Consider the following 25,660-nt stretch of genomic DNA (forward strand, 5'->3'; position numbering starts at 1 on the left):
TTAGAAAAACATTTAACTAAATTTCTTTTGGAAAGAAATAGAATCCTGAAAGAAGTATCTGAAAAGCATAATTAAAATGATTTTTTATAAGCGATCAAAGACAATGAAAGCAAGGACAAAATCGACAAGAAAAGAAAGAAATTAGATCAGGCTAAAAGCTGATTGAAAAAAGCTTTGGCAGAACAGAAAACGAAATATTATTTTAGATTTTGAAAAAGTCATATTTTTTTCTCTCGCAGATTTGTCAGATTTAGGAGATTTATTGATAAAGCAAATTACTGTTGACTTGCCACTAATAATCTCTTTTAAAAATGGATTCTCTCATTTTACGGTTTGCGTGAGTGATAGAAGCGAAAGCCCACAGCCTGACGAAGGAAGTGCGAGGACTTGCATCGTCCCGATAATTATCTCGAAGCCAGACCCGGAGGTAATGTCATTAAGTTAAGCCTTTTAAGATAATTATGATCAAACAATTTTCAGGCAAATAGTGGGAAAATTTTTAAACATTTAATTTATTGACTAGCCTCCAGCTTCAGCTGGAGTTGTTTAATGCGCACAATAAGATGGCTTTAGCCAAATTACGCTTTTTTGGCTAAAGCCACTCAGATTGAGTTTATATAAACTCCAGCTAAAGCTGGAGGCAATTCAAAACTAGACTTCGAGAGAAAAAACTATAGTTCGTAAAAAGCTTAACTTAATGACATTGCCCGAGGGACACGCCCAAAGTAACAAACCAATCGATTATATAATTTTAGAAATTCCGATCTTGAAAAAGCATCGGGTTTTTTATTTATAGAAAAACAATCATTAACCACCAGAAAATTGGTACGCTTTCGACCCAGAAAGAAGTATAATATTTAGATCGGTTTGGGTTTGCGAACAAAATAAACAACATCAACATGACGACCATTATTAAATTTATGAGAACTTCATGAATTGTAAAACTCCAAAAACCAACAATCCAGAACGGAACCAATAATGAAAAGCCCAAAATTTTAGTTCGCTTTACGCCTATTGTTTGCGGAACGGTTTTTAAGTGCGGATCGTCATTCGCCAAATCCAAAATTTCGAAAACCAAAATCAGTACAAAAACCAAAACAAATCGCTGAATGCATTTTATAAAAAAATTAGCTGTAAACGGAATTTCGGCGTTTATTAATGGTAAAACCAATGTTGCTCCTACCCAACAAAGCGCGACGATATAAATTTTTACTCCTGCCCAGTTTCGGGCATTTTTTCTATTGGGGAAAAACGGAAGTGTATAAAGTGCTGTTATGGCAAATATTCCGAAGGAAACAATTTGTGTTATTCTTTTTAAATGAAAAAAATAATAGCCTACTAGAATTACCGAAATCAGACTTAAAAGTGCAATAATTTTTAATTGATTTCCGATTGGTTTTTTCTTGACCCGAACCAATGCATCATATTTAACAAAATTATACCCCACAATTGTTCCGAAAAATACAAACAATGCCATTGGCTCATCATACTGAATATGAAACACATGAAACGTGATTCTAACCAAAGCATAACAGGATAAAGCCACATGAATACTGCTATTGAGGTAAAAATCGAATATCTGTTTTAATAGTTTCATTCCTTAAATCTAATCAATTATTAACAAATCAACTCTTTAGTTGTAAATTTCATAAAAATTGAAGTTAAAAATACCTATTAAATTATTAATAATACTTAATTTTGCCCGACAAAAAAACAACACATTTACTATAAAATGTAATAAGCTTGGGTTTCACCTGATTAAATCAGAATACTTTGCATATTACGTTGCCCTAAAAATTAGATAGCTACAAATGAAAACAGATGCTTTTGCTTTAAGACACATTGGCCCAAGAGAAACAGATCTTCAACACATGTTACAAACCATTGGAGTTGAATCGATCGAACAACTTGTTTACGAAACGCTTCCCGATGATATTCGTTTAAAAGCACCTTTAAACTTAGATCCAGCTATGACAGAATATGAGTTTTCGAACCATATTCAACAATTGGGCAATAAAAATAAAATCTTTAAAACGTACATTGGTTTAGGTTACAATCAGGCAATTGTTCCTGCTGTAATTCAACGTAACGTTTTTGAAAATCCGGGATGGTACACGGCTTACACGCCTTACCAAGCCGAAATTGCGCAAGGTCGTCTTGAAGCAATTTTAAATTTCCAGACGACTGTTATTGAATTGACAGGAATGGAAATTGCAAATGCTTCTTTACTTGATGAAGGAACTGCTGCTGCCGAAGCTATGGCTTTGTTGCTTGACGTTCGTTCTCGTGATCAAAAGAAAAATAACGTAAATAAATTTTTTGTTTCAGAAGAAATTCTTCCTCAGACACTTTCCGTTTTACAAACTCGTGCAACACCTATTGGAGTTGAATTAGTAATTGGAAACCATGAAACTTTTGATTTTTCAACAGAATTCTTCGGAGCTATTTTACAATACCCGGGGAAATACGGACAAGTTTACGATTATACTGCTTTTATTGAAAAAGCAGCTGCAAGCGAAATTAAAGTAGCCGTTGCCGCTGATATTTTAAGCTTAGCAAAATTAACTCCTCCGGGGGAAATGGGCGCAGCAGTTGTTGTAGGAACAACACAACGTTTCGGGATTCCGTTAGGTTACGGTGGTCCACACGCTGCTTATTTTGCAACAAAAGACGAATACAAACGAAGCATGCCGGGACGTATTATTGGGGTAACTGTTGACACAAACGGAAATCGCGCTTTACGTATGGCTTTGCAAACTCGTGAACAACATATTAAACGTGATAAAGCAACTTCAAACATTTGTACGGCTCAGGTTTTATTATCTGTAATGGCTGGAATGTATGCGGTTTATCATGGACCAAAAGGCTTACAATATATTGCTAATAAAGTACACGCTGCGGCTGCAACTTTAGCAAATGAATTGAAAACTTTAGGAATTGAGCAAGTTAACTCGGCTTTCTTTGACACTATTTTAGTGAAAGCTGATGCTAAAAAAGTAAAAGCGGTTGCAGAAGCAAACGAAGTAAACTTTTATTATGTTGATGAAAATACAATTTCTATTTCGTTAAACGAAACTACAAGTGTTTCTGACGTAAATGATATTATCACGATTTTTGCTGAAGCTCTTTCGTTACAGCCTACTACAATTTCTGATTTTACAGAAACGAATCATTATCCGGATGCTGTAAACAGAACTTCGCCTTTCTTAACGCATGACGTTTTCAACAAATACCATTCGGAAACTGCATTAATGCGTTACATCAAAATGTTAGAGCGTAAAGATTTAGCGTTGAATCACTCTATGATATCGTTAGGTTCTTGTACGATGAAATTGAACGCTGCAGCAGAAATGTTGCCGTTAAGTAACCCAAACTGGAACAACATTCACCCTTTTGCTCCGCTTGACCAAGCGCAGGGATATCAGGAAATGTTGAAAAAATTAGAGCAGCAATTAAACGTAATTACCGGTTTTGCAGGAACTACTTTGCAGCCAAATTCTGGCGCACAAGGAGAATACGCAGGACTTATGGTTATTCGTGCGTACCACCAATCTCGTGGAGACGATCATAGAAATATTGCTTTGATTCCTTCATCGGCACACGGTACAAATCCAGCTTCTGCTGCTATGGCAGGAATGAAAGTTGTAGTTACTAAAACGCTTGAAAACGGAAATATCGACGTTGAAGATTTACGTGAAAAAGCAATTCTTCATAAAGATAATCTTTCATGTTTGATGGTAACTTATCCATCAACACACGGAGTTTTTGAAAGTGCTATTCAGGAAATTACACAATTGATCCACGATAATGGTGGACAAGTTTATATGGACGGTGCAAACATGAACGCACAGGTTGGGTTAACAAATCCTGCTACAATTGGCGCTGACGTTTGTCACTTGAACTTACACAAAACATTTGCAATTCCTCACGGTGGTGGAGGTCCTGGAGTTGGCCCAATTTGTGTGGCGCCGCAACTAGTTCCTTTTTTACCAGGAAATCCGGTAATCCCAACTGGTGGAGAAACTGCAATCACGGCTATTTCTGCTGCTCCTTGGGGATCTGCTTTAGTATGTTTGATTTCTTACGGATACATTTCAATGTTAGGTGCCGAAGGTTTAAAAAGCGCAACTGAACACGCAATTTTGAACGCCAACTACATTAAAGAAAAATTAAGCGGACATTACGATACATTATATTCTGGAGAAATGGGTCGTGCAGCTCACGAAATGATCTTAGAATGTCGCCCTTTTAAACAAAAAGGAATCGAAGTAACGGATATCGCAAAACGTTTAATGGATTATGGTTTCCACGCACCAACGGTTTCTTTTCCGGTTGCAGGAACTTTAATGATCGAACCAACTGAAAGTGAAAACCTTGAAGAATTAGATCGTTTTTGTGAAGCTATGATTTCTATCAGAAAAGAAATTGAAGCAGCAACAATCGAAGACAGCAACAATGTATTGAAAAATTCTCCTCATACTTTAGCAATGCTAACATCTGAAACTTGGGAATTTCCATATACAAGAGAACAAGCTGCTTTCCCGTTAGAATATATCGCCGATAACAAATTCTGGCCTTCAGTTCGTAGAGCAGATGATGCTTATGGAGACAGAAACCTAATTTGTAGCTGTGCTCCTATTGAAGCTTATATGGAAAACTAAGAAATAAATTTTTCTTTATAAATATCCAAACCCGACAGAGTTTTAAAATTGTCGGGTTTATTTTTGTTTCAGGTTTTAAGTTTAAGGTTATGTAACTAACTTTTTAAGTTCCCGTAAAATCATGAAACCTCAAACCTGAAACAAAAAAAATTACCTATACCGACAATCTCAAACGTTTGAAATCTCGGTTAAACTCAAAAATCATTAAAAAATAAACAAAAATTCCGATAAATAATTATTATTTCATAATTATATGCATGCATAGTATTTTTTATAATAGTTATCATAAATTTATTTATAATTTAGCGATAAATTTACCGGATAATTCAGGAGTAATGAAAATAAAAATAATAGGCATAGGAAGTTATATTCCAAACAAAGAAGTAAGCAATACAGATTTTGGTGATCATGTTTTTTTAAACGAAGACGGAACTCCATTTGCTTACCCTAACGAAGTTGTAATTAAAAAATTTAAAGGTATTACGGGAATTGAAAATCGCCGTTATGCCGAAGATCATCATACCTCATCTGATTTAGGTTTTTTTGCTGCTGAAAGAGCAATCGAACACGCTAAAATCGATCGTGAAACTTTAGATTATATTATTTTCGCTCATAATTTTGGCGATGTAAAATCGGGTACACACCAAACCGATATTTTACCAAGTTTAGCAACTCGCGTTAAAAATAAACTGGACATTAAAAACCCAAAATGTGTCGCTTATGACATTCTTTTTGGATGTCCGGGATGGATTGAAGGCGTTTTGCAGGCAAATGCATTTATCAAATCCGGAATGGCAAAAAGAGTTCTGGTAATTGGTGCTGAAACTTTATCAAGAGTTGTTGACGATCATGATCGTGATTCAATGATTTATTCTGATGGAGCGGGCGCTTCAATTTTAGAAGCTTCTGATGATGAAGAAACTGGTTTGTTATCTTACGAAAGTGCAACTTATGCAAATGATGAAGCTAACTTTTTATACTTCGGGAAATCATACAATCCAGATTTAGATCCGGATATTAAGTATATTAAAATGTATGGCCGCAAGATTTACGAATTTGCTTTAAGTCAGGTTCCATGCGCAATGAAAAGCTGTCTTGACAAAAGCGGAATTGGAATTGATGATGTAAAGAAAATCCTGATTCATCAGGCTAATGAAAAAATGGACGAAGCGATTATTGCTCGTTTCTACAAATTATACGACAGAACCGCGCCGGAAAACATTATGCCAATGAGTATTCATGATTTAGGAAACTCAAGCGTTGCGACAGTTCCTACTTTATATGATTTGTTGATTCAGGGAAAATTAGAAAATCACGAAATCAACAAAGGCGATGTTGTAATTTTTGCTTCTGTAGGAGCAGGAATGAACGTAAATGCTTTTGTATATAGATATTAAGTAGCTATTCCAGCTATCCATTACAAGTCCACATTTAAAAAATGTGTTTTTATTAAACTTTAAAAAGAGCTTCTTTCAGTCGCTTTTTTAAAATTATAAAAACTACAATTTTTAAATCGTGGGCTTTTCATTTCTATCTGGGCTAAAAAACATAAAAAAAGCAGATAACTTTGTATATTTGCGACCTAATTATAAAATCAAGAACGAGAGATTGTTTCGTTCCTCGCAACGACTATGTACGAAAAAACGTTTCCAAATAAAAGATTCAAACTTACTTTAGAGTTTTTACAAAAACACGTTAAAACATCAGAAACCATTTTTGATTTTGGTGTGCCAAATCCATTTTCAAAAATCATGGAAGAAAATGGTTATACCGTAAAAAACACAAAAGGCGAAGATTTAGATAACGATCAAACTGCGCTCAAAACCGAAGAATATTCCGTTTTTACTGCATTTGAAATTTTCGAACACCTTCTAAATCCATATACAATTTTAGAAAACGTAAAATGTGATAAATTGTTAATTTCAATTCCGTTACGTTTGTGGTTTTCACCGGCATATCGTTCTAAAACAGATATGTGGGACAGACATTACCATGAATTTGAAGATTGGCAACTGGATTGGCTTTTAGAAAAAACAGGCTGGAAAATTATCGACAGACAAAAATTTACACATCCGGTAAAAAAGTTTGGTTTCAGACCATTATTGAGATATTTTACTCCTAGATATTATATTGTGGTAGCTGAAAAAATAAAAGCTTAAACAAATTCCAATAAATAAATTCCAAATTCCAATTTGAACCAGATTTAAATTGGAATTTGGAATTTTAGAAAATTGGAATTTATTTATTTTAATCGTGGAATTTGGTCCCGAAGCTTCGTGATTAAAGATTGGGATTTAATTTAAAAATTATGAAATATTACATCGTTATTCCCGCACACAATGAGCAAGACCTTATTGGTTTAACCTTAGATTCTTTAGTTTCTCAATCTGTTTTACCATCAAAAGTTGTTGTTGTAAATGACAATTCTACAGATAAAACAGAAGAAATCGTGTTGGGATATGCAAAAAAATATCCATTTATTTCTGTAGTAAATAAAACTTCGGATGCGATACATATGCCGGGAAGCAAAGTAATTCAGGCTTTTCAAAAAGGTTTTGAAACATTGGATTCTGATTATGATATTATAGTAAAAATAGACGGCGATTTAATTTTTCCTGATAACTATTTCGAAACTATTATTAAACATTTTGAATCTGATCCAAAAATTGGAATGGCGGGCGGATTTTGTTACATCGAAAAAAATGGCGATTGGATTCTGGAAAACCTAACCGATAAGGACCATATTCGCGGTGCATTGAAAGCATATCGAAAGGAAACTTATCAGCAAATTGGAGGATTAAAACCTTCTATGGGTTGGGATACTGTTGATGAACTACTTTGTAAATATTATGACTGGAAAATAGTTACCGATTCTTCTTTACATGTAAAACACCTTAAGCCAACAGGCGCAAATTACAATAAAACAGCACGTTATAAACAAGGCGAAGCTTTTTATACGTTAGGATACGGTTTTACAATAACGGCAATTGCATCAGCAAAACTGGCGATGATGAAAAAAAAACCATTTTTATTTTTTGACTATATCAGAGGGTTTTGGAAAGCAAAAAAAGCAAAAACTCCTTTATTAGTTACTCCCGAACAAGCTAAATTTATTAGAAATTACCGTTTGAAGAAAATGAAACAAAAGTTAATTTGATTCAGAAATTAACCGAAATTCCTTAACTCATAACCCAAAACTCGTAACTTCTTTTTACCTTAGCCAATATTTGTAAACTTATGATGCTAATTCGTTATTTATCCCAAATAGGGAGATATTTTTTAATGCTGAAAGAAATTTTCAATAAACAGACTAAATGGCCTGTTATGAAAAGTTTGATTTTAAAAGAAATCGATGATTTAATTATTGATTCGCTTGGAATCGTTTGCTTTATTTCCTTCTTTATTGGAGGAGTTGTTGCGATTCAAACTGCTCTGAATTTAACTAATCCATTAATTCCGAAATATTTAATTGGTTTTGCCACACGTCAATCCGTAATTCTTGAGTTTGCTCCAACTTTTATATCTGTTATTATGGCAGGTAAAATGGGATCTTATATTACTTCAAGTATTGGAACGATGCGTGTCACGGAACAAATTGATGCTTTAGAAGTTATGGGTGTTAATTCATTAAACTATCTTGTTTTTCCAAAAATAGTAGCTTTACTAATGTATCCTTTTGTGATTGGAATTAGTATGTTCTTAGGTGTTTTTGGCGGATGGCTTGCTTGTGCTTACGGTGGATTTTCAACTAGTGAGGATTTTATTCAGGGTGCGCAAATGGAATTTATCCCTTTTCACATTACTTACGCCTTTATCAAGACTTTAATATTTGCAATGTTATTAGCTACAATTCCTTCTTTTCACGGATATTACATGAAAGGCGGTGCACTTGAAGTTGGTAAAGCAAGTACGGTTTCATTTGTATGGACATCTGTTTGTATTATTCTTTTTAATTATATATTAACTCAATTATTATTAGGATAATGATAGAAGTAAAAAACATAGAAAAATCATTTGGTGACAGTAAAGTTTTAAAAGGTGTTTCAACAGTTTTTGAATCTGGAAAAACCAACTTAATTATTGGGCAAAGTGGATCCGGAAAAACAGTTTTATTAAAAACGCTATTAGGAATTCATACGCCTGATTCAGGAACAATTGAATTTGACGGACGCGTTTATTCTGAATTAAATCCAGATGAAAAAAGAGAATTAAGAACTGAAATTGGAATGGTTTTTCAAGGAAGTGCTTTATTTGATTCAATGACTGTTGCAGAAAATGTTGCTTTCCCTTTAAAAATGTTTACCAATGATAACAAGTCCAAAATCAAAGAACGTGTTGATTTTGTTTTAGAAAGAGTAAACTTAGTTGACGCTCATCAAAAATTACCTTCGGAGATTTCAGGAGGAATGCAAAAGCGTGTTGCAATTGCACGTGCTATTGTTAACAATCCAAAATACCTATTCTGCGATGAACCTAACTCAGGTTTAGATCCAAATACCTCAACTTTAATTGATAATTTGATTAAGGAAATTACCGAAGAATATAATATTACAACGGTTATTAATACGCACGATATGAACTCGGTAATGGAAATTGGCGAAAATATTGTTTTCCTAAAAAAAGGACTAAAAGCGTGGCAAGGAACTAAAGAAGAAATTTTCAGAACTGATAATAAAGATATTGTTAAGTTTGTTTACTCTTCAAACCTGTTTAAGAAAGTACGTGAAGCTTATTTGAAAGGTTAAAACCTTTTAAAAAATTCCAATATTTTAAATTCCAAATTCCAATTCTGTTGGGAAACACAATAAAAAAATTCCAAATTCCAACTGCTACAGTATTGGAATTTGGAATTTTTTTATTGGAATTTACTTTTACTTAATTCGAATTTATCAATTCAACCTCAGCATTTGGATTAAAAAGATAGGTTTTACCGGAACTGATTTCAATACATTCAAAACGTTTTGTTCGAACGGCTAATTTCTTAAATATTTTTCCGTTTTTAATTCTGAAAACACTTCCGTACGGAATTTCAAAAACGTAGTTTTTATCATTTCCGGCATCGTATTGTTTTAATGCCAAGGACAAAGTTGTATCGGTATCGCTGCTTGCAGATGGATTTTTAAAATGTCTTGCTAATAATGGCAATAAACCACCTGGAAAGATCTCCGGACGTATAAAAGGGATCATCATACGCTGAAAAGTATGTTTCCATTCATTCCCGTGAGGTTTTATATTTCGCCCAAACTTTTCAAACGCGACTAAATGAGAAATCTCATGAATAAGCGTAATCAGAAAACGATATTTATTTAAACTCGAATTTACCGTAATTTCATGTTTACCGCTCGGCCCTCTCCTGTAATCTCCATGACGCGTTTGACGTTCGTTGACTATTTTGAGATGAACCTGATTGTTAACAATCAAATCAAACACAGGCATTACAGCATGTTCCGGTATATATCTTGCTAGAGTTTCGTTCACAGTAATATAAATTATGAATTATGTTCTTTTTAAATCAAATAAAATAACAAAATGGCTTCGACTCCGCTCAGCCTGACAATTAATAATATATAGATAACTAAGGATTAGTTGACGAAACTTCCAAAACTTTACCGTTGTAATATTTGTTTCCGTTAAGAGTAAAATCATAAATATAAGTTGCCATTCCTTCGGCAGAAATTGGCGCCTGATAACTAGGGAAAGCTTCTTGAAGCATTTCTGTCTGAACAGATCCTAAAGCCAAAACATTGAATGAGATTCCTTGTTCTTTATACTCTTCTGCCAATAATTCGCTTAGCGTGATTACAGCGCCTTTACTGGAACTGTAAGCGGCTAATCCAGCAAATTTAAGACTTCCTCTTACGCCGCCAATTGAACTTATGGTTACAACATGGCTTCCTTTTTGAAGATATGGTAAACAAATTCTGGTAAGATTTGCCACTGCAAAAACATTCACTTTATAAATACTTTCAAAATCAGCCTGAGTCGTTTCAGCGAAAGGTTTTAATAGCAAAGCGCCGGCATTATGAACTACTGCATCAACTTTTTTCCAGGTTGAAGAAAGAAAAATTTCTACTTCCTGCAAAGCAGTTTCATTTGCTAAATCAACTGAAAGGCAAGTAATATTTTGATGTTCTAAAAGCGTTTGAGGTATTTTTCTGGAAATGGCTAAAACCTGATTTCCGGCATTAGCAAATTGTAATGCTAATTCGTAACCAATTCCTCGACTGGTTCCGGTAACAATAATATTTTTCATAAAGCAAAAATAAGCAAATCAGACAGAAAGACCGATTATTTATTCATTGTAATTTCTTGTGTTGGCGAAGTTGCAATTTTAGTTACAGCAGGCAAAAATTCCTGAATAAAAGATGTCATATGTGGAATATCCATTACTTTGAATTCATCTGAAACATGGTGATAAAAATCAAAATTCTCAAAATCAAAAGTACTTATTGATTGACATGGTTTCTTGAAAACATCATAAAAGGAATAATTATCTGATCTGTAAAACAATTCATATTCGGCTTCTTTGGGCAAAAAGCCAATTGTTTTTTTACCGGTATATTCGTTGATTTTCTGAGCCATATTCGATTTGTCAAAACCAGTAACATACGCCAGATAATCACGTTTCATAGGAACGCCAATCATTTCGATATTTAATTGTGTGTATAAATTAAAATTCTTTTTCTTTAGTTTTTGCACTAAACTTTTAGACCCTAACAAGCCTTTTTCTTCTCCGGCAAAAAACACAAAAAGAATACTTCGTTTATTTGATTTTGTTTCACTAAAATATTTCGCCATTTGCGCTACGGCCGTAACTCCGGAAGCATCATCATTAGCTCCGTTAAAAATAACGTCGGCTTGTTTTTTTTTCTCTAAACCAATATGATCGTAATGAGCACTTAAAACTATAAATTCTTTTTTTAGAACCGGATCAGTTCCTTCTAAAACTCCTACGATGTTAAATGCAGTAGATTTAAAATTTGTAAGTGTATCACGATAAGAAGAAAAATAAGGTTTTACATTATTTTTTTTGAAGAAATCTTCTAAAAAAACCGCAGCTTTTTCTATTCCTTTTGTTCCGGTTTCACGACCTTCTAATTCATCTGAAGAAAGATATTTTAGGAAATCCGAAACTTCTGTCTCGTTAACTTTATAAGCAATTTCAGTAGATTTAGAAATTTCTTTTGAAGTCATTTCACTTATCGACGGATTTGATTTGCAACCTAATAAAACAAACGGAAGAAGAAGGTATAGTTTTTTCATAAAATGAAAATTGTTTTTGACTTCAGAATTAAATTTCTAAAGCAGATGATTTAAAATATTTTTTATACACTTTAAATACCTGAATAATTCCTAAAACAACAAAAAATAACGGAATGAATACAGGCATTATATACTTTGAAAATGAATTTGTTTTTTGAAAAAGAGTCTGCAAAATTACTATCAAACTCAACATTCCTAAAAAAACACCTATCAAAGTTCCTGCAATATAATAATATTTTAACTTTCTTTCTATTGTAATGAACTTTCCGTTAAGCAAATATAAATTCCAACTGGTCCAAAATGGAACTTGCAAAAAATTAAAACAATTTAAAACTACACCAATGATAAATGGTGAATACATTAAATATTCTTTTAGATTATCATTTGATTTTGTTTCCTGATTAAAATTGAAATAAAAAACAAACGCCAAAACAAACATCAACACAATAGCAAAAAAATCTATAATTTTCATTATTTTTTTGTTTTTCATGAGTTGTTTTGCAAAAAGAAGCGTAAAATAAATCACAAATGTTTCGACAAATACTACTCCCAATAAAAAGAAAATCAAGTTATGAAGTCCTAATTTTGAATATATTTCTAATCCTATTAAATTCAAATATCCTAACGGAATTGATCCAATGAAACTCACCAGAAATCCTATTGCGATATTTTTTATTCTTTTCATTTTTAGAAATTTACAATCTTACTATTTTGAACTAAATGAAGTTTGTATTCGCGAATTCCAACTTTATAATCTAAATACGGAACTCCCATTTTATGATTTTCAACACTAATTTCATACATATATGTAATGTGTCTTGCCAGTTCTTTCCAGGCAAACCAAACAGAATGTTTGGGATCGTAAATATGTGTTGGTTCACTTGCAGCTCCGTTAAGTTCTACGATTTGAAAATTTTCTCCGTGTTCTAATTCTTCAAAAGTGTTGTACATAATATCAAAACGTCCAAAGTAAAATTCCGGGATTTGAGTCGCAATTTCGTTGATCATTGCCGTAAGTTTTGGCGTAATGAGATTGCTTCCGTCCAGAAATTTTGCGCCGCGGGCATGATTTCCAAACGGAACTAAATTTACCATTTCGCCTTTTTGCAGAATTCGGTGCAATTGATCTCCGTATTCTTCTTTCAATACTTCGAACTGTAGTTGAAATCTGGGAGTTTTATGTATTAAATTTTCAATGGTTGAAATTCCGTCACCGGTAACAATTAAAAATTCCTTTGAAACAATTCCTGTAATCTTTCCTTCTTTTTGAAGTGGATGGCGTACATAAAAAACACCAACTTCATTTTTAAACGGTATTAAATCCTGTATTAAAAAATCGAAGTTTGCTTTTTCTGCATATTCTTTTAACTCATTTATGGTTTTGATTTTTTTTACGCCAGAGCCACGCAAACCAATATCCGGTTTAGCAATTAAGGGAAAATAAATACTGCTTTCGACTATGCAATCTACTATCTTTTTTAAACCTGTATTTTCTTTAATTAAAATCGTTTTTGGATAATATTTTTTAGGAAGCAAATCATAAATCTGTTTTTTACTTTCCATTAAAAATCCTCCGTTTTTAATCTTTGGATTTGATGCATTAAAAAAGAAAACAGATCTTGCCCTGATCGCATAATACGCCCAAAGAAAATAAATAGGAACATATAAAACCTGAAACGGCCAATATTCCCAATTACTTATTTTATGAAAAAATAGTTTCATGTTTAGTTGTTTTAAATACTTATAAATGAGGTTGAAAAATCCTGTGCTTTTACTAAATCATAATATCTCATTACGCCTTTATTCTGTTGAATAATGGCTTGCGTAACGCTCAAAGTTTTTATTGTATTTTCTCTATTGATAATCAAACCATTCTCTGAATCATCATTTTTAGTAAAACGATGAAAATCGAAAATTTCTGAAGCTGTAATTTCCTTTTTATCTTTTAAAAAATCACTAAACCAAATGGTTCTTTCTTTCCTAACTTCTACCGGATATAATGTAACCGACGACCAAATGTAGTTTTGAGTTTCATTTAATTGGGTTGTTCTTTTTTGTAAACCATCCCAAATCAATTCGTATAATTCATTTTTCTGATACAAAACCAGCGTAAAAGGTTCGATATCTTCTAAATTAATTTGTTGCCAAAAATCTTTTGGAGAATTATTAGAAATAATATCCAAAGCAATTAATCCGCGGCTTTTTCTGTAAAGAAACTCATGATTATGTTTTGTAAGTCCGCCGTTGAGCAACACTAAAACAGTTCCGTTTTCATCGATCGCAAACCATGTTCCTCCAGCTTTTGGATCTTTAGGAAACATAATGTTTTTACCGTTGAGATAATAATTCCCGGGCGCAATTGCTCCGGGACGAATTATTTTTTCATCTCGATTTGAAGTTATAATTACAACTCCGTTATTATTTATAAAACTTACTGTACACATTGTTTTCTATATTCTATGGTCGAACGCGCTACGCCAAAATTTTCATTGATCGAAATATTATCAAATTGCAAAACCGCAACTTTTATTAAAGCCTGGTGGTGAATGCAATGTTCCAGATTATACAATAATTCTCTGTAATAACTACTTTGAATCCTGATGGAAAGTTCATCAATTAATTGTTCTAAATACATAATTTTGTTTTCGCTTTTCAATCCTGTTTTTATTTCGACAATGCGTTGTTTCGCAAATTTTGTCTCGGTTTGAATTCGATAATTTCTTTCGCGGTTATCATAATTTAAAATACCTAAATTATAACCGTTTTCAAGACATTGAAACATTTCAAGGATATGTCTTGTATGTTCACCAATCGTTGCGTTGCTTAACGCCTGGCAAGATTTTGAATATTCATGATCAGATAACTGATCCAGTAGATTAATTAATTCATCTAAGCTGTGACGTATTGATTTTAGTAACATGACTATTTGAATTTTAAAAGGTTATACAATTTGTTTTTATTTAAATAAAGTAATGTCAGGCAGCATATAAAAGTAATTACGGCTAATGAAAACAGTAATCCGCCGTCATTTTTAACTTCTATTCCCAGAACAAGTAAATGAGACAAAATTGCTCCAATCATTATTCCGCAACCTCCCAAAGCGCCAATCCAGGTTGTTTTTGGAATCAAAACTAAAATTACCACAATCAATTCGGCTATTCCTGAACCAATTCTTCCGTATGGTTCAATGCCAAGAGTCGAAAAAATATAAATACTTTCTTGTGCTCCGCTGAACTTAAAAAACAAGGTCTGTAATAAAATAACTGATATCACTATCTTGAAAATCCATATTATTATTTCGTTTTTCATGATATGTTATTTATAAAATTTTCTCCAATTGTTATCTGCCTGAGCATTTAAATTGGCTTCTTCCTTATTCCAGCTTTTTAATGTATTATTGAAATAGGCATTGTAAAATAAATAGAGTTTGCCATCAATAATTTTAAAGGTTTCAGGATTTATTTCGACTTTTTCTCCGGCGCTTCCCATCGCATACGCACACCAACCGCCATATTGAGGTTCGTATTTTGAAGGGTTTTTTAAGAATGCAGCTTTATTTTCGCCTGACGAAAATTTATATATTATTCCCTGATATGAAGCTGATAATTCTTTTTTCCCTTTGATTGCTTTTCCCTGATTAAAATATCCAACGGGATCATAACCCTGAATTGCCACTTTATTTTCTAAATTATACTGACCAATTCGTTTGGCATCATTTTGAGCAAATGCAATTCCTGAAATCAAAATCAATACAAATAATACTAGCTTTTTCATCTTATTTTAATTGAAAAGTTTTTAATACTGAAACCAGTAATTCGGTCGTAATTCGCTGCTTAAAATCCGGAGAAATATATTCGAATAAAATATCACTTTCGGGATTTACTACAAAAACTGAAGGAACTGGTAACAAACTCGTATTGACTCCATTAGAATGTACGTTAATTGTTGATTTATAGTTTTCAGGAGCTGCAAAAGCAACGCCAACAGCTTTAATAAATTCTCCTTTTGAGTCAGAAAGTAAGGTGTATTTTACTTTATCTTTTTCTTCGGTAATTTTTAAGTTCGCCGGAGCATCAGGACTTACCGCAATAATCTGGTAACCCAAATCAAGAATTTCTTTTTCGGCTTCAGCCAATGCTTGTAAATGTAAATTGCAATATGGGCACCAGCCACCACGATAAATAACGAGAACTGTTTTTTTCTTTTTAAGTAAATCAGCAATTTGAACATCTGTATTTTCAGATGTTTTTAAAATAATATTTGGAATTTTCTCTCCTATTAATAAAGGAGCAATATCAGTCGCAAATTTGGGGATTGCGTTTTGTGCATTAGTAACCGTAGTTATGGCAACTAAAACAATAAAAAATAACTTTTTCATAATTTTTTAATTTTACATCTTATTATATAATGTAAAATTAGTTTACTGTGAAAAAGCAAAATGTCGGCTAATTTACACTTAGCTTCAAATAATTATATTTTGGTAATATCTGTAATAATAATTTCTTTTCTGTTGTAGTTTAAAAGGTTCTTAGATTCCATTTCATTCAATAATTGTGTCGCTGTTTGTCTTGAAGTACAAATAATTTGTGCGATATCATTTTGGGTCAGATAGTTTTCGATTGTAACTATATCTCCATTTCGAATACCTTCTTGTTCTGCCCAGTCTTTTAGAAACTGATACAATCTTGTTTTTGCATCTTTAGAAATTAAATTAGCATAACTATTTTTAATGCGTTTCATTTTTAAACCAACAAACTTGGTGTATGAAATTGCCAATGTTGGATTTTTAAGTAATAAATCTTCAAAATCCGACATTAGAAAACTACAAATTGCAACATCATCTGAAAGGACTTTTGCGTATTCTTCATTTTTATTATCTGATTCTAAAGTCAGTTCGCCAAACAAATCTCCTTTCTGGATGATATCTTTTATGGTTTCATTTCCATCATCATCAATGGCAACAATTTTAATATTTCCTTTTTTAAGTAAAAATATCCGAGGTAAATCTGAAGTTGAAAAATAAATAATCTCTCCTTTTGATGCTTTTTTAAAACCTGTAATAATGCATAATTGCTTAATTTGAGAATAACTCAAGGTTCTAAACAATTTATGATCCCGTAAATACCAGTATTTTAAATCTTCGTACATAAAAAAGTTTATTTAGGTAAAGGTAACTAATTTTAAAAGTCAAACAAAAAACCCTTTCAAACACATATGTCTAAAAGGGTTCAATTATTTACATTGTAAGAGAATTATCCTGCGATAACTGATCTTGAAATTACGATTTTCTGAATTTCTGAAGTTCCTTCATAAATCTGAGTAATTTTTGCATCACGCATAAAACGTTCTACGTGATATTCTTTTACATAACCATTTCCACCGTGAATCTGAACTGCTTCAACAGCTGTATCCATTGCTACTTGCGAAGCAAATAATTTTGCCATTGCACCACTTACATCATAGTTTTTATGTTGGTCTTTATCCCAGGCCGCTTTCATACATAAATGGCGTGCCGCTTCGATATTAACTGCCATATCTGCTAATTTAAACGCAATTGCCTGATGATTACAAATTTCAGTTCCAAAGGCTTTGCGCACTTTAGAATATTTCAAAGCTAACTCATAAGCTCCGGAAGCGATTCCTAACGCTTGAGATGCAATCCCGATACGTCCGCCTGCAAGAGTTTTCATCGCAAATTTAAATCCGAAACCATCTTCACCAATTCTGTTTTCTTTAGGAACTTTTACATCACTAAACATTAAAGAATGGGTATCAGAACCGCGAATTCCCATTTTTTGCTCTTTTGGACCAATAGAAAATCCTGGCATATCTTTGGTCATAATCAAAGCATTAATTCCTTTATGCTTTAATTCCGGATGCGTTTGTGCAATTACTAAATAAACAGATGCTGTATTTCCGTTTGTAATCCAGTTTTTTGTTCCGTTTACAATATAGTGATCTCCCATATCAACGGCAGTAGTTTTTTGCGAAGTTGCATCACTTCCTGCTTCCGGCTCACTTAAGCAAAATGCTCCGTGAATTTCACCCGATGCTAAACCCGGTAAATATTTTTGTTTTTGTTCTTCGGTTCCAAATTCCTGTAAACCCCAACAAACTAATGAGTTATTTACAGACATTACTACAGAAGCTGATGCATCAACTTTAGAGATTTCTTCCATAGCAATTACGTATGAAATCGTATCTAAACCGCTTCCTCCGTATTTAGGATCAACCATCATTCCCATGAATCCTAATTGTCCCATTTTTTTTACTTGTTCGGTCGGAAAAATTTGTTTTTCGTCACGTTCAATAACTCCAGCCAACAATTCGTTTTGAGCAAAATCTCTCGCAGCTTGTTGAATCATTAAATGTTCTTCGGTAAGATTGAAATCCATAATTGTATTTTTTTATTGTTTCATCTAAACCAATTTAAATATTTTGTTTAGCTGATGGTTAGTTTTGTTTTTTTGAATGTTTTATTTCCCTGAAAAAAGCTCCCAAAGATAAATTTTAAATGTTGGATTAACAATGCATGCATATAAATTTAATAGATTAACAGTAAATTACGATATCGTTTTCGTAATAATTATGAAATTTAGCAATACAGGTATTAAGTCAGCAAAGTTTTCTCTAAATTTTAAGAATTTAACCGGACCAAAAATAACCCGAAATATTGCTGTTATTAAAAAATATAATCTGAAAAAGATTAAACAAACCTTAAAATGCGTAAAAGTACGTAAAACTACTCTTACTAATTTGATTACTAATTAAATACGATAAAAAACAATTAATTCATCTTAAAAAAAACTTTATAAATATTGGCGTATAATTGAGAAATTAGCATTATTTTTACCCAAAAATTATAAAATTGATGAATATGAAAAAGATTTTACTTGTACTGACACTCTTATTAAGCTTACAATTTTCTACTGTTTCTGCCCAAACTCAATTAGAGGTAAATGGTGTTACGGTTCCAAGAAAAATCGAATTTCAAAATAAGACATTACAACTTAACGGAGCCGGCGGCAGATCAAAAATGTGGCTTGAAGTTTATGTGCAGGCATTATATTTATCTCAATTAAGTCAGGACCCAAAATTTATAATTGACAGCGATACTGAAATGGCGATCAGAATTGAAATTACATCTTCAATGGTTTCTTCAAACAAACTGACAAAAGCAATGAATGCAGGTTTCGAAAAATCTGCGGGAAGCAATCTTGAAGAATTACGACCAAGAATAGAACAATTCAAAGCCTTATTAAGTGATGATATTACTGAAAAAGACGTTTTTATTCTAGGATATAATCCGCTTGATCAAACTATCAATGTTTATAAAAATGAGGTTTTAAAAGGAAAAGTTTCCGGATTTGACTTTAAAAAAGCATTATTTGGAATCTGGCTTTCTGATAAACCGGTTGATGATACTTTGAAAAAACACTTACTGGGAATATAATTCTTAAACTTATAAGAAGATTAGAAAGCCGAAAACATTCCGTTTTCGGCTTTCTTTTTTTGTTTCATAAAAATTGAGGTCAAATACATTATTCGCATTATTCTATTTTATACTTTTACGCAAACTAAACATATCTCAACAAAATGAAAGATTTATTACAACAATTTGAAAATAAACCACCTGAAATTGTTTTTAACTGGAAAGATTCTGAAACAGAAGCTGAAGGTTGGACTGTTATTAATTCACTTCGCGGAGGAGCTGCTGGTGGAGGAACAAGAATGAGAAAAGGCTTAGATATGAATGAAGTTTTATCATTAGCCAAAACTATGGAAGTTAAATTTTCAGTTTCGGGACCTGCAATTGGAGGCGCTAAATCCGGAATTAATTTTGACCCGAATGATCCTCGTAAAAAAGGAGTTTTGCAACGCTGGTACAAAGCAGTTTCGCCTTTATTGAAAAGTTATTACGGAACTGGTGGAGATTTGAATGTGGATGAAATTCACGAAGTAATCCCAATGACGGAAGAATGTGGTGTGTGGCATCCGCAGGAAGGCGTTTTTAACGGACATTTTAAACCAACCGAAGCTGATAAAATTAATAGAATTGGTCAATTACGTCAAGGTGTAATTAAGGTAATCGAAAACCCTAAATTTTCTCCTGATGTAACCAGAAAATATACTGTTGCCGATATGATTACAGGATATGGCGTTGCCGAAGCGGTTCGTCATTTTTATGCAACATACGGCGGAGACATAAAAGGTAAAAAAGCAATCGTTCAGGGTTTTGGAAACGTAGGTTCTGCTGCTGCTTTTTACCTGGCTGAAATGGGAGCGAAAGTTATTGGAATTATCGATCGCGATGGCGGATTAATTAAAGAAGAAGGTTTTTCGTTTGAAGAAATCAGAACCCTATTTTTAAATAAAGACGGAAACAAATTAGTAGCCGATAATATGATTCCGTTTGAAGAAATCAACTCAAAAATCTGGACGATTGGTGCTGAAATTTTCACGCCTTGCGCTGCATCAAGATTAGTTCAACAAACTCAAATTGATAGTTTAATTGCAAACGGATTAGAAGTAATTTCTTGTGGCGCGAATGTTCCTTTTGCGGACAAAGAAATTTTCTTCGGATCTATTATGGAAGAAGTGGATCATAAAGTTAGTTTGATTCCTGATTTTATTTCAAACTGCGGAATGGCAAGGGTTTTTGCTTATTTCATGGAGAAAAAAGTTCAAATGACTGATGAGGCTATTTTCAATGATACATCTGAAATTATAAAAAATGCGATTGTAAAAGCTCATGCTTTGAATCCATCAAAAACAAATATTAGTGCAACTGCTTTTGAAATTGCATTAAAACAATTAGTGTAATTTTCTTTATACTTTATTCTAAACGGATCAAATACTTTTATTTGGTCCGTTTTTTTTTACCGCAGAGTCCACAAAGTTTTTTCGCAAAGTTCACAAAGCTTAATTTGAGTTGATTCTCAAGCAAAGTTCGCAAAGTCGAGAAATCGCAAAGAAAAACTTAAAAAAGAAAAACTTTGAGCCTTCGCGACTTTGCGAGAAATAAATTAGCGTGCTTTGCGTAAAATCTTTGCGGACTTTGCGGTTAAATTCTCTCTTTGTTTCTAAACAATTTTTACTACTTTTAAACGTTTTTATTAAATACTATTACAAAACTCAGAATCAAAATGACTTCTACGGATTCTTCAGATAAAAGGAAATCACTATTAATATCTACAGCTATTTATGCTGCCTTATTGTTGCTTTTATTTTTCATACGCTTTTGGCCTCCTTACAATCCCGAAAATAATTCGGCACTTGCAGCCGGCGGTGGCGGTGGCGGCGTAACAATTAATTTTGGAGACAGCGATTTAGGTTCCGGAAAAAATTATAAAAGTGAGGTTTTAAATGTAAAAAACGAAACCAAACAAACTCCTGCAAAAGCAACTCCGGAGGAAGCAATTATAACACAAGAAAATACGGCGACTACAGCAGAAGATGTAATTATTCCCGTAAAAGAAAAACCTAAAAAACCTGTACCAGTTGTAAAACCGGAAACAAAACCTGTTCCTGAAAAACCAAAAGTCTCTAATTCTACAAACGATGCTTTATCAAGTATCTTAAAAGGATCTAAAAAAGGTGGTGACGGTGATGATAAAGCGGCTGGAAACAAAGGAAAAGCAGGCGGAAGTTTAAGTTCTGGCGGATATTATGGAACGGGAGGTTCTGGCGGAGGAACCGGAGGAGGAAATGGCACAGGAAGTGGAATTGGCACGGGAAGCGGTTACGGAGCCGGAAGCGGCGGTGGTTCTGGCGGTGGATCAGGATATGCGTTAGGAAACCGAAAAGCGTTATCTAAACCTGCACCAAAATATACTTGTAATGAGGAAGGAAAAGTAGTTGTTGAAGTTACTGTTGACCAAAACGGAAAAACAATAAGCGCAACTGCCGGAATAAAAGGAACAACAAATACAGCAAGATGTTTGCTGGATCAAGCCAAAATTGCTGCCATGAATACAAAATGGGATGCCGATGATAATGCTCCTGCAAAACAAGTTGGAAAAATAATCTATAATTTTAGTTTAGATTAGATTAAGAAACACGAATTTCACCAATTTTCACGAATTAAAATTGATTTAAATAGAAAAAGGCTTTTCTGAAACTCAGAAAGTATTTTTTATATTTTATTCGTCAAGTTTGTCATCAATCGAAGGGAGAAATCACACTTGTTAATCGACAAAGATTGGCTTTACTTTGCGGAGTTTCTTGTGTGATTTCTCCCTTCGGTCGAAATGACAAACTTTGTGTCTAACTTAGCGGGACTTCGACTTCGCTCAGCCTGACAAACTCTATGGCTACTTTTAATCTATCCTCTTTACTCTTTCTTGTATATTCTTTCTTCTATATTCTTTCTTCTATATTCTCTTTTTTTGCGTGAGGGATAGAAGCTGGCTACCGAAGTAGCGCGGATAGCCCGACCACAATAAATAAATGGGCGAATCAACGTTATGCTGATTAGCCCATTTTTTTTATTGTGGTCACGCCCTGATTATAATTTTACTTGGGACTTGTGGCAATTACAAACTTCAAATTGTTCTTTACTCCTATTTGCAACACATCAACTAAATCCTGAACCTGCAAATTAAACGGAATTCGGACTACAACCGTTTGTTCTTTGTCTGCTCCTATTTTTGCCATCAAACTCGTTTCCAGTTCTTCAAATTCAACTGGTTGTTTGTCGATGTAGAATTTTTTATCTTCTGTAACCGATAAACTGATTAATTGTTTATTGGTTTTTTCATTTGATTTCGCTTTTGGCAAAGTCATTTTGATAACATTAGGGTTTGCAAGCGTTGAGATAATAAGGAAAAACAACAGCAAGAAAAACATAATATCACTTAATGATGAAGTCGCCACTTCGGCATGAAATCTTCTTTTTCTCTTAATAGACATACCTTATGATCTTTGAATTATATTGACAAATTCTAATATTTGTTTCTGAATTTTTAAAGCAAAATCATCAATTTTTCCGTTCAGTAAATGGTACGCACTATAAGCAACAATACCCACAATAAGTCCTGATCCTGAACTAATCATCTTTTCATATAAACCTCCGGAAATGTTTCCGATACTAATATTTTCTGTAACTGATATGCTGTAAAAAATTTTGATAACTCCGGAAATTGTTCCAATAAATCCAAGAGTTGGCGCAATCCCGGCAATAAGTCCAAGATGTCCTAAATGTCTTTCCATTTCACCAATTTCAATATCGGCAGCACGGTCCATGTTTGATTCAATTTCTGCAATTGGTCTTCCGATAACCAAAACCCCTTCTTTCAAAATATTTCCTGCTGCTGTATTGCTTCTTTCAACAATTGTTCGTGCCAGTTCAATGTTTCCGGCATTTAGTTTATCTGCAATATCCTGCATTAATCTGGCATCAATTTTAGATGCTTTACTAATATATAAATAACGTTCTATAATAACATAAAAAGTGTAGAATAATAAAATAGCGATTGGAATCAGGAAAAAACCTCCTTTTAAGATAAACCCTAAAACTGAAATCTCAGTATTTGGTGCAATTTTTTCGATAACTACGTTAGATGCGGCGTTTGCAATGGTATCTGTTTGTAATTGAATGAAACTAAACATATATTAATTCTTGTTTTTAATAATTAATTCTAAAAAATATTTGAAATTTGCAATAAAGATAATTTTCGCTCTAATATAAAACTAAAAAAATCGGAAATTATTTTAATCAGCAACTATTTTATCCAAATTACATGAACTATCAGGAAACTACAAATTGGATGTTTAATCAACTCCCGATGTATCAACTTCAAGGCGCATCTGCATATAAGGAAGATTTGACTAATATTAAGGTATTGGCGGCACATCTTGATCATCCTGAAAAGCAGTTAAAATGTATTCATGTCGCGGGAACAAACGGCAAAGGATCAACTTCGCATATGTTAGCATCGGTTTTGCAAGAAGCGGGATATAAAGTTGGTTTATATACTTCGCCACATTTAAAAGATTTTAGGGAAAGAATTAAAATCAATGGTGAAGAAATTTCAGAGGATTTTGTTTGTGAATTTGTCGCGAAACATAAAGATTTTTTTGAAGCTAATGATATGAGTTTTTTCGAAATGTCTGTTGGCTTGGCATTTGATTATTTTGCTTCAGAAAAAGTAGACATCGCGATTATTGAAGTTGGACTTGGCGGAAGATTAGACGCTACGAATATTATTACACCTTTGGTTTCGGTTATTACAAACATCGATTTAGATCATACTCAGTTTTTAGGAAATACTCCGGCACTTATTGCAGGCGAAAAAGCTGGAATTATAAAACCAAATATTCCGATTGTTATTGGAGAATATACAAATGAAACTCAGCCTGTATTTTTGGCTAAAGCCGAAGAAAATAAAGCGCCTATATTTTTTGCTTCTGATTTAATTTCAGAAGTTTTTCCCTCAGATTTAATTGGGGATTATCAATTTCATAATAAGAAAACGGTTCAGCAAACTATTGCTGTTCTAAATTCTCAAAATGAATTTAAAGTTTCAAACGAAAGCTTAAAACAAGGTTTATTGCATGTTGTAAAAAATACCGGTTTACAAGGCAGATGGCAGCAATTAGGCGAAAACCCAAAAATTATTTGCGATACGGCACATAATAAACACGGATTAGCAGTTGTGATGAACCAAATTCAAAAAGAGACTTTTGAAAACTTACACATTGTTTTAGGAGTTGTAAACGATAAGGATCTGGATTCTATTTTGCCCTTGTTTCCTAAAAATGCTCGATATTATTTTTGCAGACCAGATTCATCAAGAGGTTTAGCTACCGAAATTTTAAAAGAAGCTGCTGAAAAATATAACTTAATTGGTAAAAAATACGATTCTGTTGATTTGGCTTTCGCCGAAGCAAAGAAAAATGCTTCAAAAAATGATTTTATTTATGTGGGCGGAAGTACTTTTGTCGTTGCCGAATTGCCTTTGAACTAGCCAAATTTAAAATTGTCTGAAAAAGACTAAAAAAACTTCTGTTATAATAAATTCAATTACAACTAGATAGGAAAAACTTTAAAAAAACTTTAAATTTTTAGCGCGTTTTGTTTGCAGAACTGAAAAAGTGGCTTATATTTGCACTCGCAATCACAAACGATAGCAACCTAGTAAAATAGGGCGATTAGCTCAGCTGGTTCAGAGCACCTCGTTTACACCGAGGGGGTCGGGGGTTCGAACCCCTCATCGCCCACCAAGAAACTCCTTAAGAAATTAAGGAGTTTTTTTTGGCTTATATTTTCTTGTACTCGCTGTTGCAGGAACAGATTGCAAATAATTGCTATCTGAACACGGTTATTTTATATATTTATCGTAATCTACAAATTTATCTAATTTCAGCTGAACGTAATTTTTAAATTTTTCTGCAAATTCTTTCGCATCATTTTTCACAATAATATCTTTTCCAATTGCAATGAGATATAATATACCATCTTTTTCAGTTACCCTTACAATGATATTCTCTTTCAAATCTCTATCTTTATCATTTTCTTTTAAATATTTTTTGAATATCACAAACGAAAAAATAAAATATTCTGGAGCCTGAATACCATATCCAAAACTTAAAAGCTCATGAGTAATTTCACTTTTAAATAATTGATTGATTAATCCCCAAACATCATTTACCAAATTTAAATGCTTTTGAGTTTCGGGAAGGAATAGTTCTTTATTGTATTTTTCAATTTCTACTGTTCTAATTACATCTTGAAT

General features: G+C 33.0%; 26 protein-coding genes and 1 tRNA gene. 11 read left to right on the top strand and 16 right to left on the bottom strand.

Annotated features, from left to right (window positions below; genetic code table 11):
• Positions 1–790 precede the first annotated feature (790 nt).
• Complete coding sequence (locus tag ACHZDT_RS13860; RefSeq protein ID WP_394775219.1) at positions 791–1,597, bottom strand: hypothetical protein; 807 nt, start codon at positions 1,595–1,597, stop codon at positions 791–793.
• A 214-nt stretch (positions 1,598–1,811) separates the two neighbouring features.
• Between ACHZDT_RS13860 and gcvP the strand changes: the two genes are divergently transcribed.
• The 6 genes from gcvP (at position 1,812) to ACHZDT_RS13890 (ending at position 9,406) form a co-directional block, all read left to right on the top strand.
• A complete protein-coding gene (gene gcvP / locus ACHZDT_RS13865) occupies positions 1,812–4,661 on the top strand; it encodes an aminomethyl-transferring glycine dehydrogenase (protein ID WP_394775220.1) in 2,850 nt (949 codons plus the stop codon).
• Between the two features lie 335 nt (positions 4,662–4,996).
• Positions 4,997–6,058, top strand: coding sequence for a 3-oxoacyl-ACP synthase III family protein (locus ACHZDT_RS13870; protein WP_394775251.1), 1,062 nt, complete (start codon positions 4,997–4,999; stop codon positions 6,056–6,058).
• Positions 6,059–6,292: 234 nt separating this feature from the next.
• Complete coding sequence (locus tag ACHZDT_RS13875) at positions 6,293–6,820, top strand: methyltransferase (RefSeq protein WP_394775221.1); 528 nt, start codon at positions 6,293–6,295, stop codon at positions 6,818–6,820.
• Positions 6,821–6,969: 149 nt separating this feature from the next.
• The gene (locus ACHZDT_RS13880) at positions 6,970–7,818 is read left to right on the top strand and encodes a glycosyltransferase (protein WP_394775222.1); all 849 of its coding nucleotides are present in this window, start codon (positions 6,970–6,972) and stop codon (positions 7,816–7,818) included.
• 80 nt (positions 7,819–7,898) lie between these two features.
• Positions 7,899–8,645 (top strand): ABC transporter permease, encoded by a 747-nt coding sequence (locus ACHZDT_RS13885; protein WP_213307618.1) that lies wholly within the window; start codon positions 7,899–7,901, stop codon positions 8,643–8,645.
• On the top strand, positions 8,645–9,406 hold the full coding sequence (locus tag ACHZDT_RS13890; protein WP_394775223.1) for an ABC transporter ATP-binding protein: 762 nt from the start codon (positions 8,645–8,647) through the stop codon (positions 9,404–9,406). Before ACHZDT_RS13885 ends, ACHZDT_RS13890 begins: the two co-directional genes overlap by 1 nt.
• Positions 9,407–9,536: 130 nt before the next feature.
• Here the strand turns inward: ACHZDT_RS13890 and ACHZDT_RS13895 are convergent, their stop codons facing one another.
• The 12 genes from ACHZDT_RS13895 to ACHZDT_RS13950 all read right to left on the bottom strand — a co-directional run bounded on the left by ACHZDT_RS13895 (position 9,537) and on the right by ACHZDT_RS13950 (position 18,319).
• Complete coding sequence (locus ACHZDT_RS13895) at positions 9,537–10,139, bottom strand: SprT-like domain-containing protein (RefSeq protein WP_394775224.1); 603 nt, start codon at positions 10,137–10,139, stop codon at positions 9,537–9,539.
• A 97-nt stretch (positions 10,140–10,236) separates the two neighbouring features.
• Positions 10,237–10,914, bottom strand: a complete 678-nt coding sequence (locus ACHZDT_RS13900; RefSeq protein ID WP_394775225.1) for an SDR family NAD(P)-dependent oxidoreductase — start codon at positions 10,912–10,914, stop codon at positions 10,237–10,239.
• Positions 10,915–10,949: 35 nt separating this feature from the next.
• Positions 10,950–11,924, bottom strand: coding sequence for a M20/M25/M40 family metallo-hydrolase (locus ACHZDT_RS13905; protein WP_394775226.1), 975 nt, complete (start codon positions 11,922–11,924; stop codon positions 10,950–10,952).
• A 28-nt stretch (positions 11,925–11,952) separates the two neighbouring features.
• Positions 11,953–12,609 (bottom strand): hypothetical protein, encoded by a 657-nt coding sequence (locus ACHZDT_RS13910; RefSeq protein WP_394775227.1) that lies wholly within the window; start codon positions 12,607–12,609, stop codon positions 11,953–11,955.
• Positions 12,610–12,611: 2 nt separating this feature from the next.
• Positions 12,612–13,646: a D-alanine--D-alanine ligase gene (locus ACHZDT_RS13915; RefSeq protein WP_394775228.1), complete on the bottom strand. Its 1,035-nt coding sequence runs from the start codon at positions 13,644–13,646 to the stop codon at positions 12,612–12,614.
• 11 nt (positions 13,647–13,657) lie between these two features.
• Positions 13,658–14,368, bottom strand: coding sequence for an NRDE family protein (locus ACHZDT_RS13920; RefSeq protein WP_394775229.1), 711 nt, complete (start codon positions 14,366–14,368; stop codon positions 13,658–13,660).
• Positions 14,356–14,844, bottom strand: a complete 489-nt coding sequence (locus ACHZDT_RS13925; protein ID WP_394775230.1) for a DinB family protein — start codon at positions 14,842–14,844, stop codon at positions 14,356–14,358. The genes ACHZDT_RS13920 and ACHZDT_RS13925 overlap by 13 nt, the downstream gene beginning before the upstream one ends.
• A gap of 2 nt (positions 14,845–14,846) precedes the next feature.
• A complete protein-coding gene (locus ACHZDT_RS13930) occupies positions 14,847–15,233 on the bottom strand; it encodes a DoxX family protein (RefSeq protein ID WP_394775231.1) in 387 nt (128 codons plus the stop codon).
• Between the two features lie 6 nt (positions 15,234–15,239).
• Positions 15,240–15,698, bottom strand: a complete 459-nt coding sequence (locus tag ACHZDT_RS13935; protein WP_394775232.1) for a YHS domain-containing (seleno)protein — start codon at positions 15,696–15,698, stop codon at positions 15,240–15,242.
• Between the two features lies 1 nt (position 15,699).
• The gene (locus tag ACHZDT_RS13940) at positions 15,700–16,302 is read right to left on the bottom strand and encodes a peroxiredoxin-like family protein (protein ID WP_394775233.1); all 603 of its coding nucleotides are present in this window, start codon (positions 16,300–16,302) and stop codon (positions 15,700–15,702) included.
• Between the two features lie 92 nt (positions 16,303–16,394).
• On the bottom strand, positions 16,395–17,072 hold the full coding sequence (locus ACHZDT_RS13945) for a Crp/Fnr family transcriptional regulator (RefSeq protein WP_394775234.1): 678 nt from the start codon (positions 17,070–17,072) through the stop codon (positions 16,395–16,397).
• A 104-nt stretch (positions 17,073–17,176) separates the two neighbouring features.
• A complete protein-coding gene (locus ACHZDT_RS13950) occupies positions 17,177–18,319 on the bottom strand; it encodes an acyl-CoA dehydrogenase (protein ID WP_394775235.1) in 1,143 nt (380 codons plus the stop codon).
• 482 nt (positions 18,320–18,801) lie between these two features.
• Between ACHZDT_RS13950 and ACHZDT_RS13955 the strand changes: the two genes are divergently transcribed.
• From ACHZDT_RS13955 to ACHZDT_RS13965, 3 genes are all read left to right on the top strand, one after another.
• Positions 18,802–19,377 carry a chalcone isomerase family protein gene (locus ACHZDT_RS13955; RefSeq protein ID WP_394775236.1) on the top strand — a complete coding sequence of 192 codons (576 nt, stop codon included), beginning with the start codon at positions 18,802–18,804 and terminating at the stop codon, positions 19,375–19,377.
• Positions 19,378–19,520: 143 nt separating this feature from the next.
• Positions 19,521–20,747, top strand: a complete 1,227-nt coding sequence (locus ACHZDT_RS13960; protein WP_394775237.1) for a Glu/Leu/Phe/Val dehydrogenase dimerization domain-containing protein — start codon at positions 19,521–19,523, stop codon at positions 20,745–20,747.
• A gap of 323 nt (positions 20,748–21,070) precedes the next feature.
• Positions 21,071–21,973, top strand: a complete 903-nt coding sequence (locus tag ACHZDT_RS13965; protein ID WP_394775238.1) for an energy transducer TonB — start codon at positions 21,071–21,073, stop codon at positions 21,971–21,973.
• 466 nt (positions 21,974–22,439) lie between these two features.
• Here the strand turns inward: ACHZDT_RS13965 and ACHZDT_RS13970 are convergent, their stop codons facing one another.
• Together ACHZDT_RS13970 and ACHZDT_RS13975 are read right to left on the bottom strand one after the other, a co-directional pair.
• Positions 22,440–22,835: an ExbD/TolR family protein gene (locus tag ACHZDT_RS13970; protein WP_394775239.1), complete on the bottom strand. Its 396-nt coding sequence runs from the start codon at positions 22,833–22,835 to the stop codon at positions 22,440–22,442.
• A 3-nt stretch (positions 22,836–22,838) separates the two neighbouring features.
• Complete coding sequence (locus ACHZDT_RS13975; RefSeq protein WP_394775240.1) at positions 22,839–23,534, bottom strand: MotA/TolQ/ExbB proton channel family protein; 696 nt, start codon at positions 23,532–23,534, stop codon at positions 22,839–22,841.
• Between the two features lie 131 nt (positions 23,535–23,665).
• Between ACHZDT_RS13975 and ACHZDT_RS13980 the strand changes: the two genes are divergently transcribed.
• Positions 23,666–24,892 carry a bifunctional folylpolyglutamate synthase/dihydrofolate synthase gene (locus tag ACHZDT_RS13980; RefSeq protein ID WP_394775241.1) on the top strand — a complete coding sequence of 409 codons (1,227 nt, stop codon included), beginning with the start codon at positions 23,666–23,668 and terminating at the stop codon, positions 24,890–24,892.
• 178 nt (positions 24,893–25,070) lie between these two features.
• A tRNA-Val gene (locus ACHZDT_RS13985) sits at positions 25,071–25,148 on the top strand.
• A 98-nt stretch (positions 25,149–25,246) separates the two neighbouring features.
• Here the strand turns inward: ACHZDT_RS13985 and ACHZDT_RS13990 are convergent.
• Positions 25,247–25,579, bottom strand: a complete 333-nt coding sequence (locus ACHZDT_RS13990; protein ID WP_394775242.1) for a hypothetical protein — start codon at positions 25,577–25,579, stop codon at positions 25,247–25,249.
• Between the last annotated feature and the right edge of the window lie 81 nt (positions 25,580–25,660).

It is taken from the genome of Flavobacterium sp. (genome assembly GCF_043722275.1).
Classification (GTDB): Bacteria; Bacteroidota; Bacteroidia; order Flavobacteriales; family Flavobacteriaceae; genus Flavobacterium.

Excerpts from the sequence above, each read along its gene's own strand:
- ACHZDT_RS13935 (WP_394775232.1), bottom strand. The coding sequence starts at position 15,698 with ATGAAAAAGCTAGTATTATTTGTATTGATTTTGATTTCAGGAATTGCA.
- gcvP (WP_394775220.1), top strand. The coding sequence starts at position 1,812 with ATGAAAACAGATGCTTTTGCTTTAAGACACATTGGCCCAAGAGAAACA.
- ACHZDT_RS13885 (WP_213307618.1), top strand. The coding sequence starts at position 7,899 with ATGATGCTAATTCGTTATTTATCCCAAATAGGGAGATATTTTTTAATG.
- ACHZDT_RS13975 (WP_394775240.1), bottom strand. The coding sequence starts at position 23,534 with ATGTTTAGTTTCATTCAATTACAAACAGATACCATTGCAAACGCCGCA.
- ACHZDT_RS13860 (WP_394775219.1), bottom strand. The coding sequence starts at position 1,597 with ATGAAACTATTAAAACAGATATTCGATTTTTACCTCAATAGCAGTATT.
- ACHZDT_RS13915 (WP_394775228.1), bottom strand. The coding sequence starts at position 13,646 with ATGAAACTATTTTTTCATAAAATAAGTAATTGGGAATATTGGCCGTTT.
- ACHZDT_RS13925 (WP_394775230.1), bottom strand. The coding sequence starts at position 14,844 with ATGTTACTAAAATCAATACGTCACAGCTTAGATGAATTAATTAATCTA.
- ACHZDT_RS13955 (WP_394775236.1), top strand. The coding sequence starts at position 18,802 with ATGAAAAAGATTTTACTTGTACTGACACTCTTATTAAGCTTACAATTT.
- ACHZDT_RS13880 (WP_394775222.1), top strand. The coding sequence starts at position 6,970 with ATGAAATATTACATCGTTATTCCCGCACACAATGAGCAAGACCTTATT.
- ACHZDT_RS13980 (WP_394775241.1), top strand. The coding sequence starts at position 23,666 with ATGAACTATCAGGAAACTACAAATTGGATGTTTAATCAACTCCCGATG.
- ACHZDT_RS13920 (WP_394775229.1), bottom strand. The coding sequence starts at position 14,368 with ATGTGTACAGTAAGTTTTATAAATAATAACGGAGTTGTAATTATAACT.
- ACHZDT_RS13945 (WP_394775234.1), bottom strand. The coding sequence starts at position 17,072 with ATGTACGAAGATTTAAAATACTGGTATTTACGGGATCATAAATTGTTT.
- ACHZDT_RS13950 (WP_394775235.1), bottom strand. The coding sequence starts at position 18,319 with ATGGATTTCAATCTTACCGAAGAACATTTAATGATTCAACAAGCTGCG.
- ACHZDT_RS13900 (WP_394775225.1), bottom strand. The coding sequence starts at position 10,914 with ATGAAAAATATTATTGTTACCGGAACCAGTCGAGGAATTGGTTACGAA.
- ACHZDT_RS13905 (WP_394775226.1), bottom strand. The coding sequence starts at position 11,924 with ATGAAAAAACTATACCTTCTTCTTCCGTTTGTTTTATTAGGTTGCAAA.
- ACHZDT_RS13890 (WP_394775223.1), top strand. The coding sequence starts at position 8,645 with ATGATAGAAGTAAAAAACATAGAAAAATCATTTGGTGACAGTAAAGTT.
- ACHZDT_RS13930 (WP_394775231.1), bottom strand. The coding sequence starts at position 15,233 with ATGAAAAACGAAATAATAATATGGATTTTCAAGATAGTGATATCAGTT.
- ACHZDT_RS13940 (WP_394775233.1), bottom strand. The coding sequence starts at position 16,302 with ATGAAAAAGTTATTTTTTATTGTTTTAGTTGCCATAACTACGGTTACT.
- ACHZDT_RS13960 (WP_394775237.1), top strand. The coding sequence starts at position 19,521 with ATGAAAGATTTATTACAACAATTTGAAAATAAACCACCTGAAATTGTT.
- ACHZDT_RS13910 (WP_394775227.1), bottom strand. The coding sequence starts at position 12,609 with ATGAAAAGAATAAAAAATATCGCAATAGGATTTCTGGTGAGTTTCATT.
- ACHZDT_RS13875 (WP_394775221.1), top strand. The coding sequence starts at position 6,293 with ATGTACGAAAAAACGTTTCCAAATAAAAGATTCAAACTTACTTTAGAG.
- ACHZDT_RS13870 (WP_394775251.1), top strand. The coding sequence starts at position 4,997 with ATGAAAATAAAAATAATAGGCATAGGAAGTTATATTCCAAACAAAGAA.
- ACHZDT_RS13970 (WP_394775239.1), bottom strand. The coding sequence starts at position 22,835 with ATGTCTATTAAGAGAAAAAGAAGATTTCATGCCGAAGTGGCGACTTCA.
- ACHZDT_RS13965 (WP_394775238.1), top strand. The coding sequence starts at position 21,071 with ATGACTTCTACGGATTCTTCAGATAAAAGGAAATCACTATTAATATCT.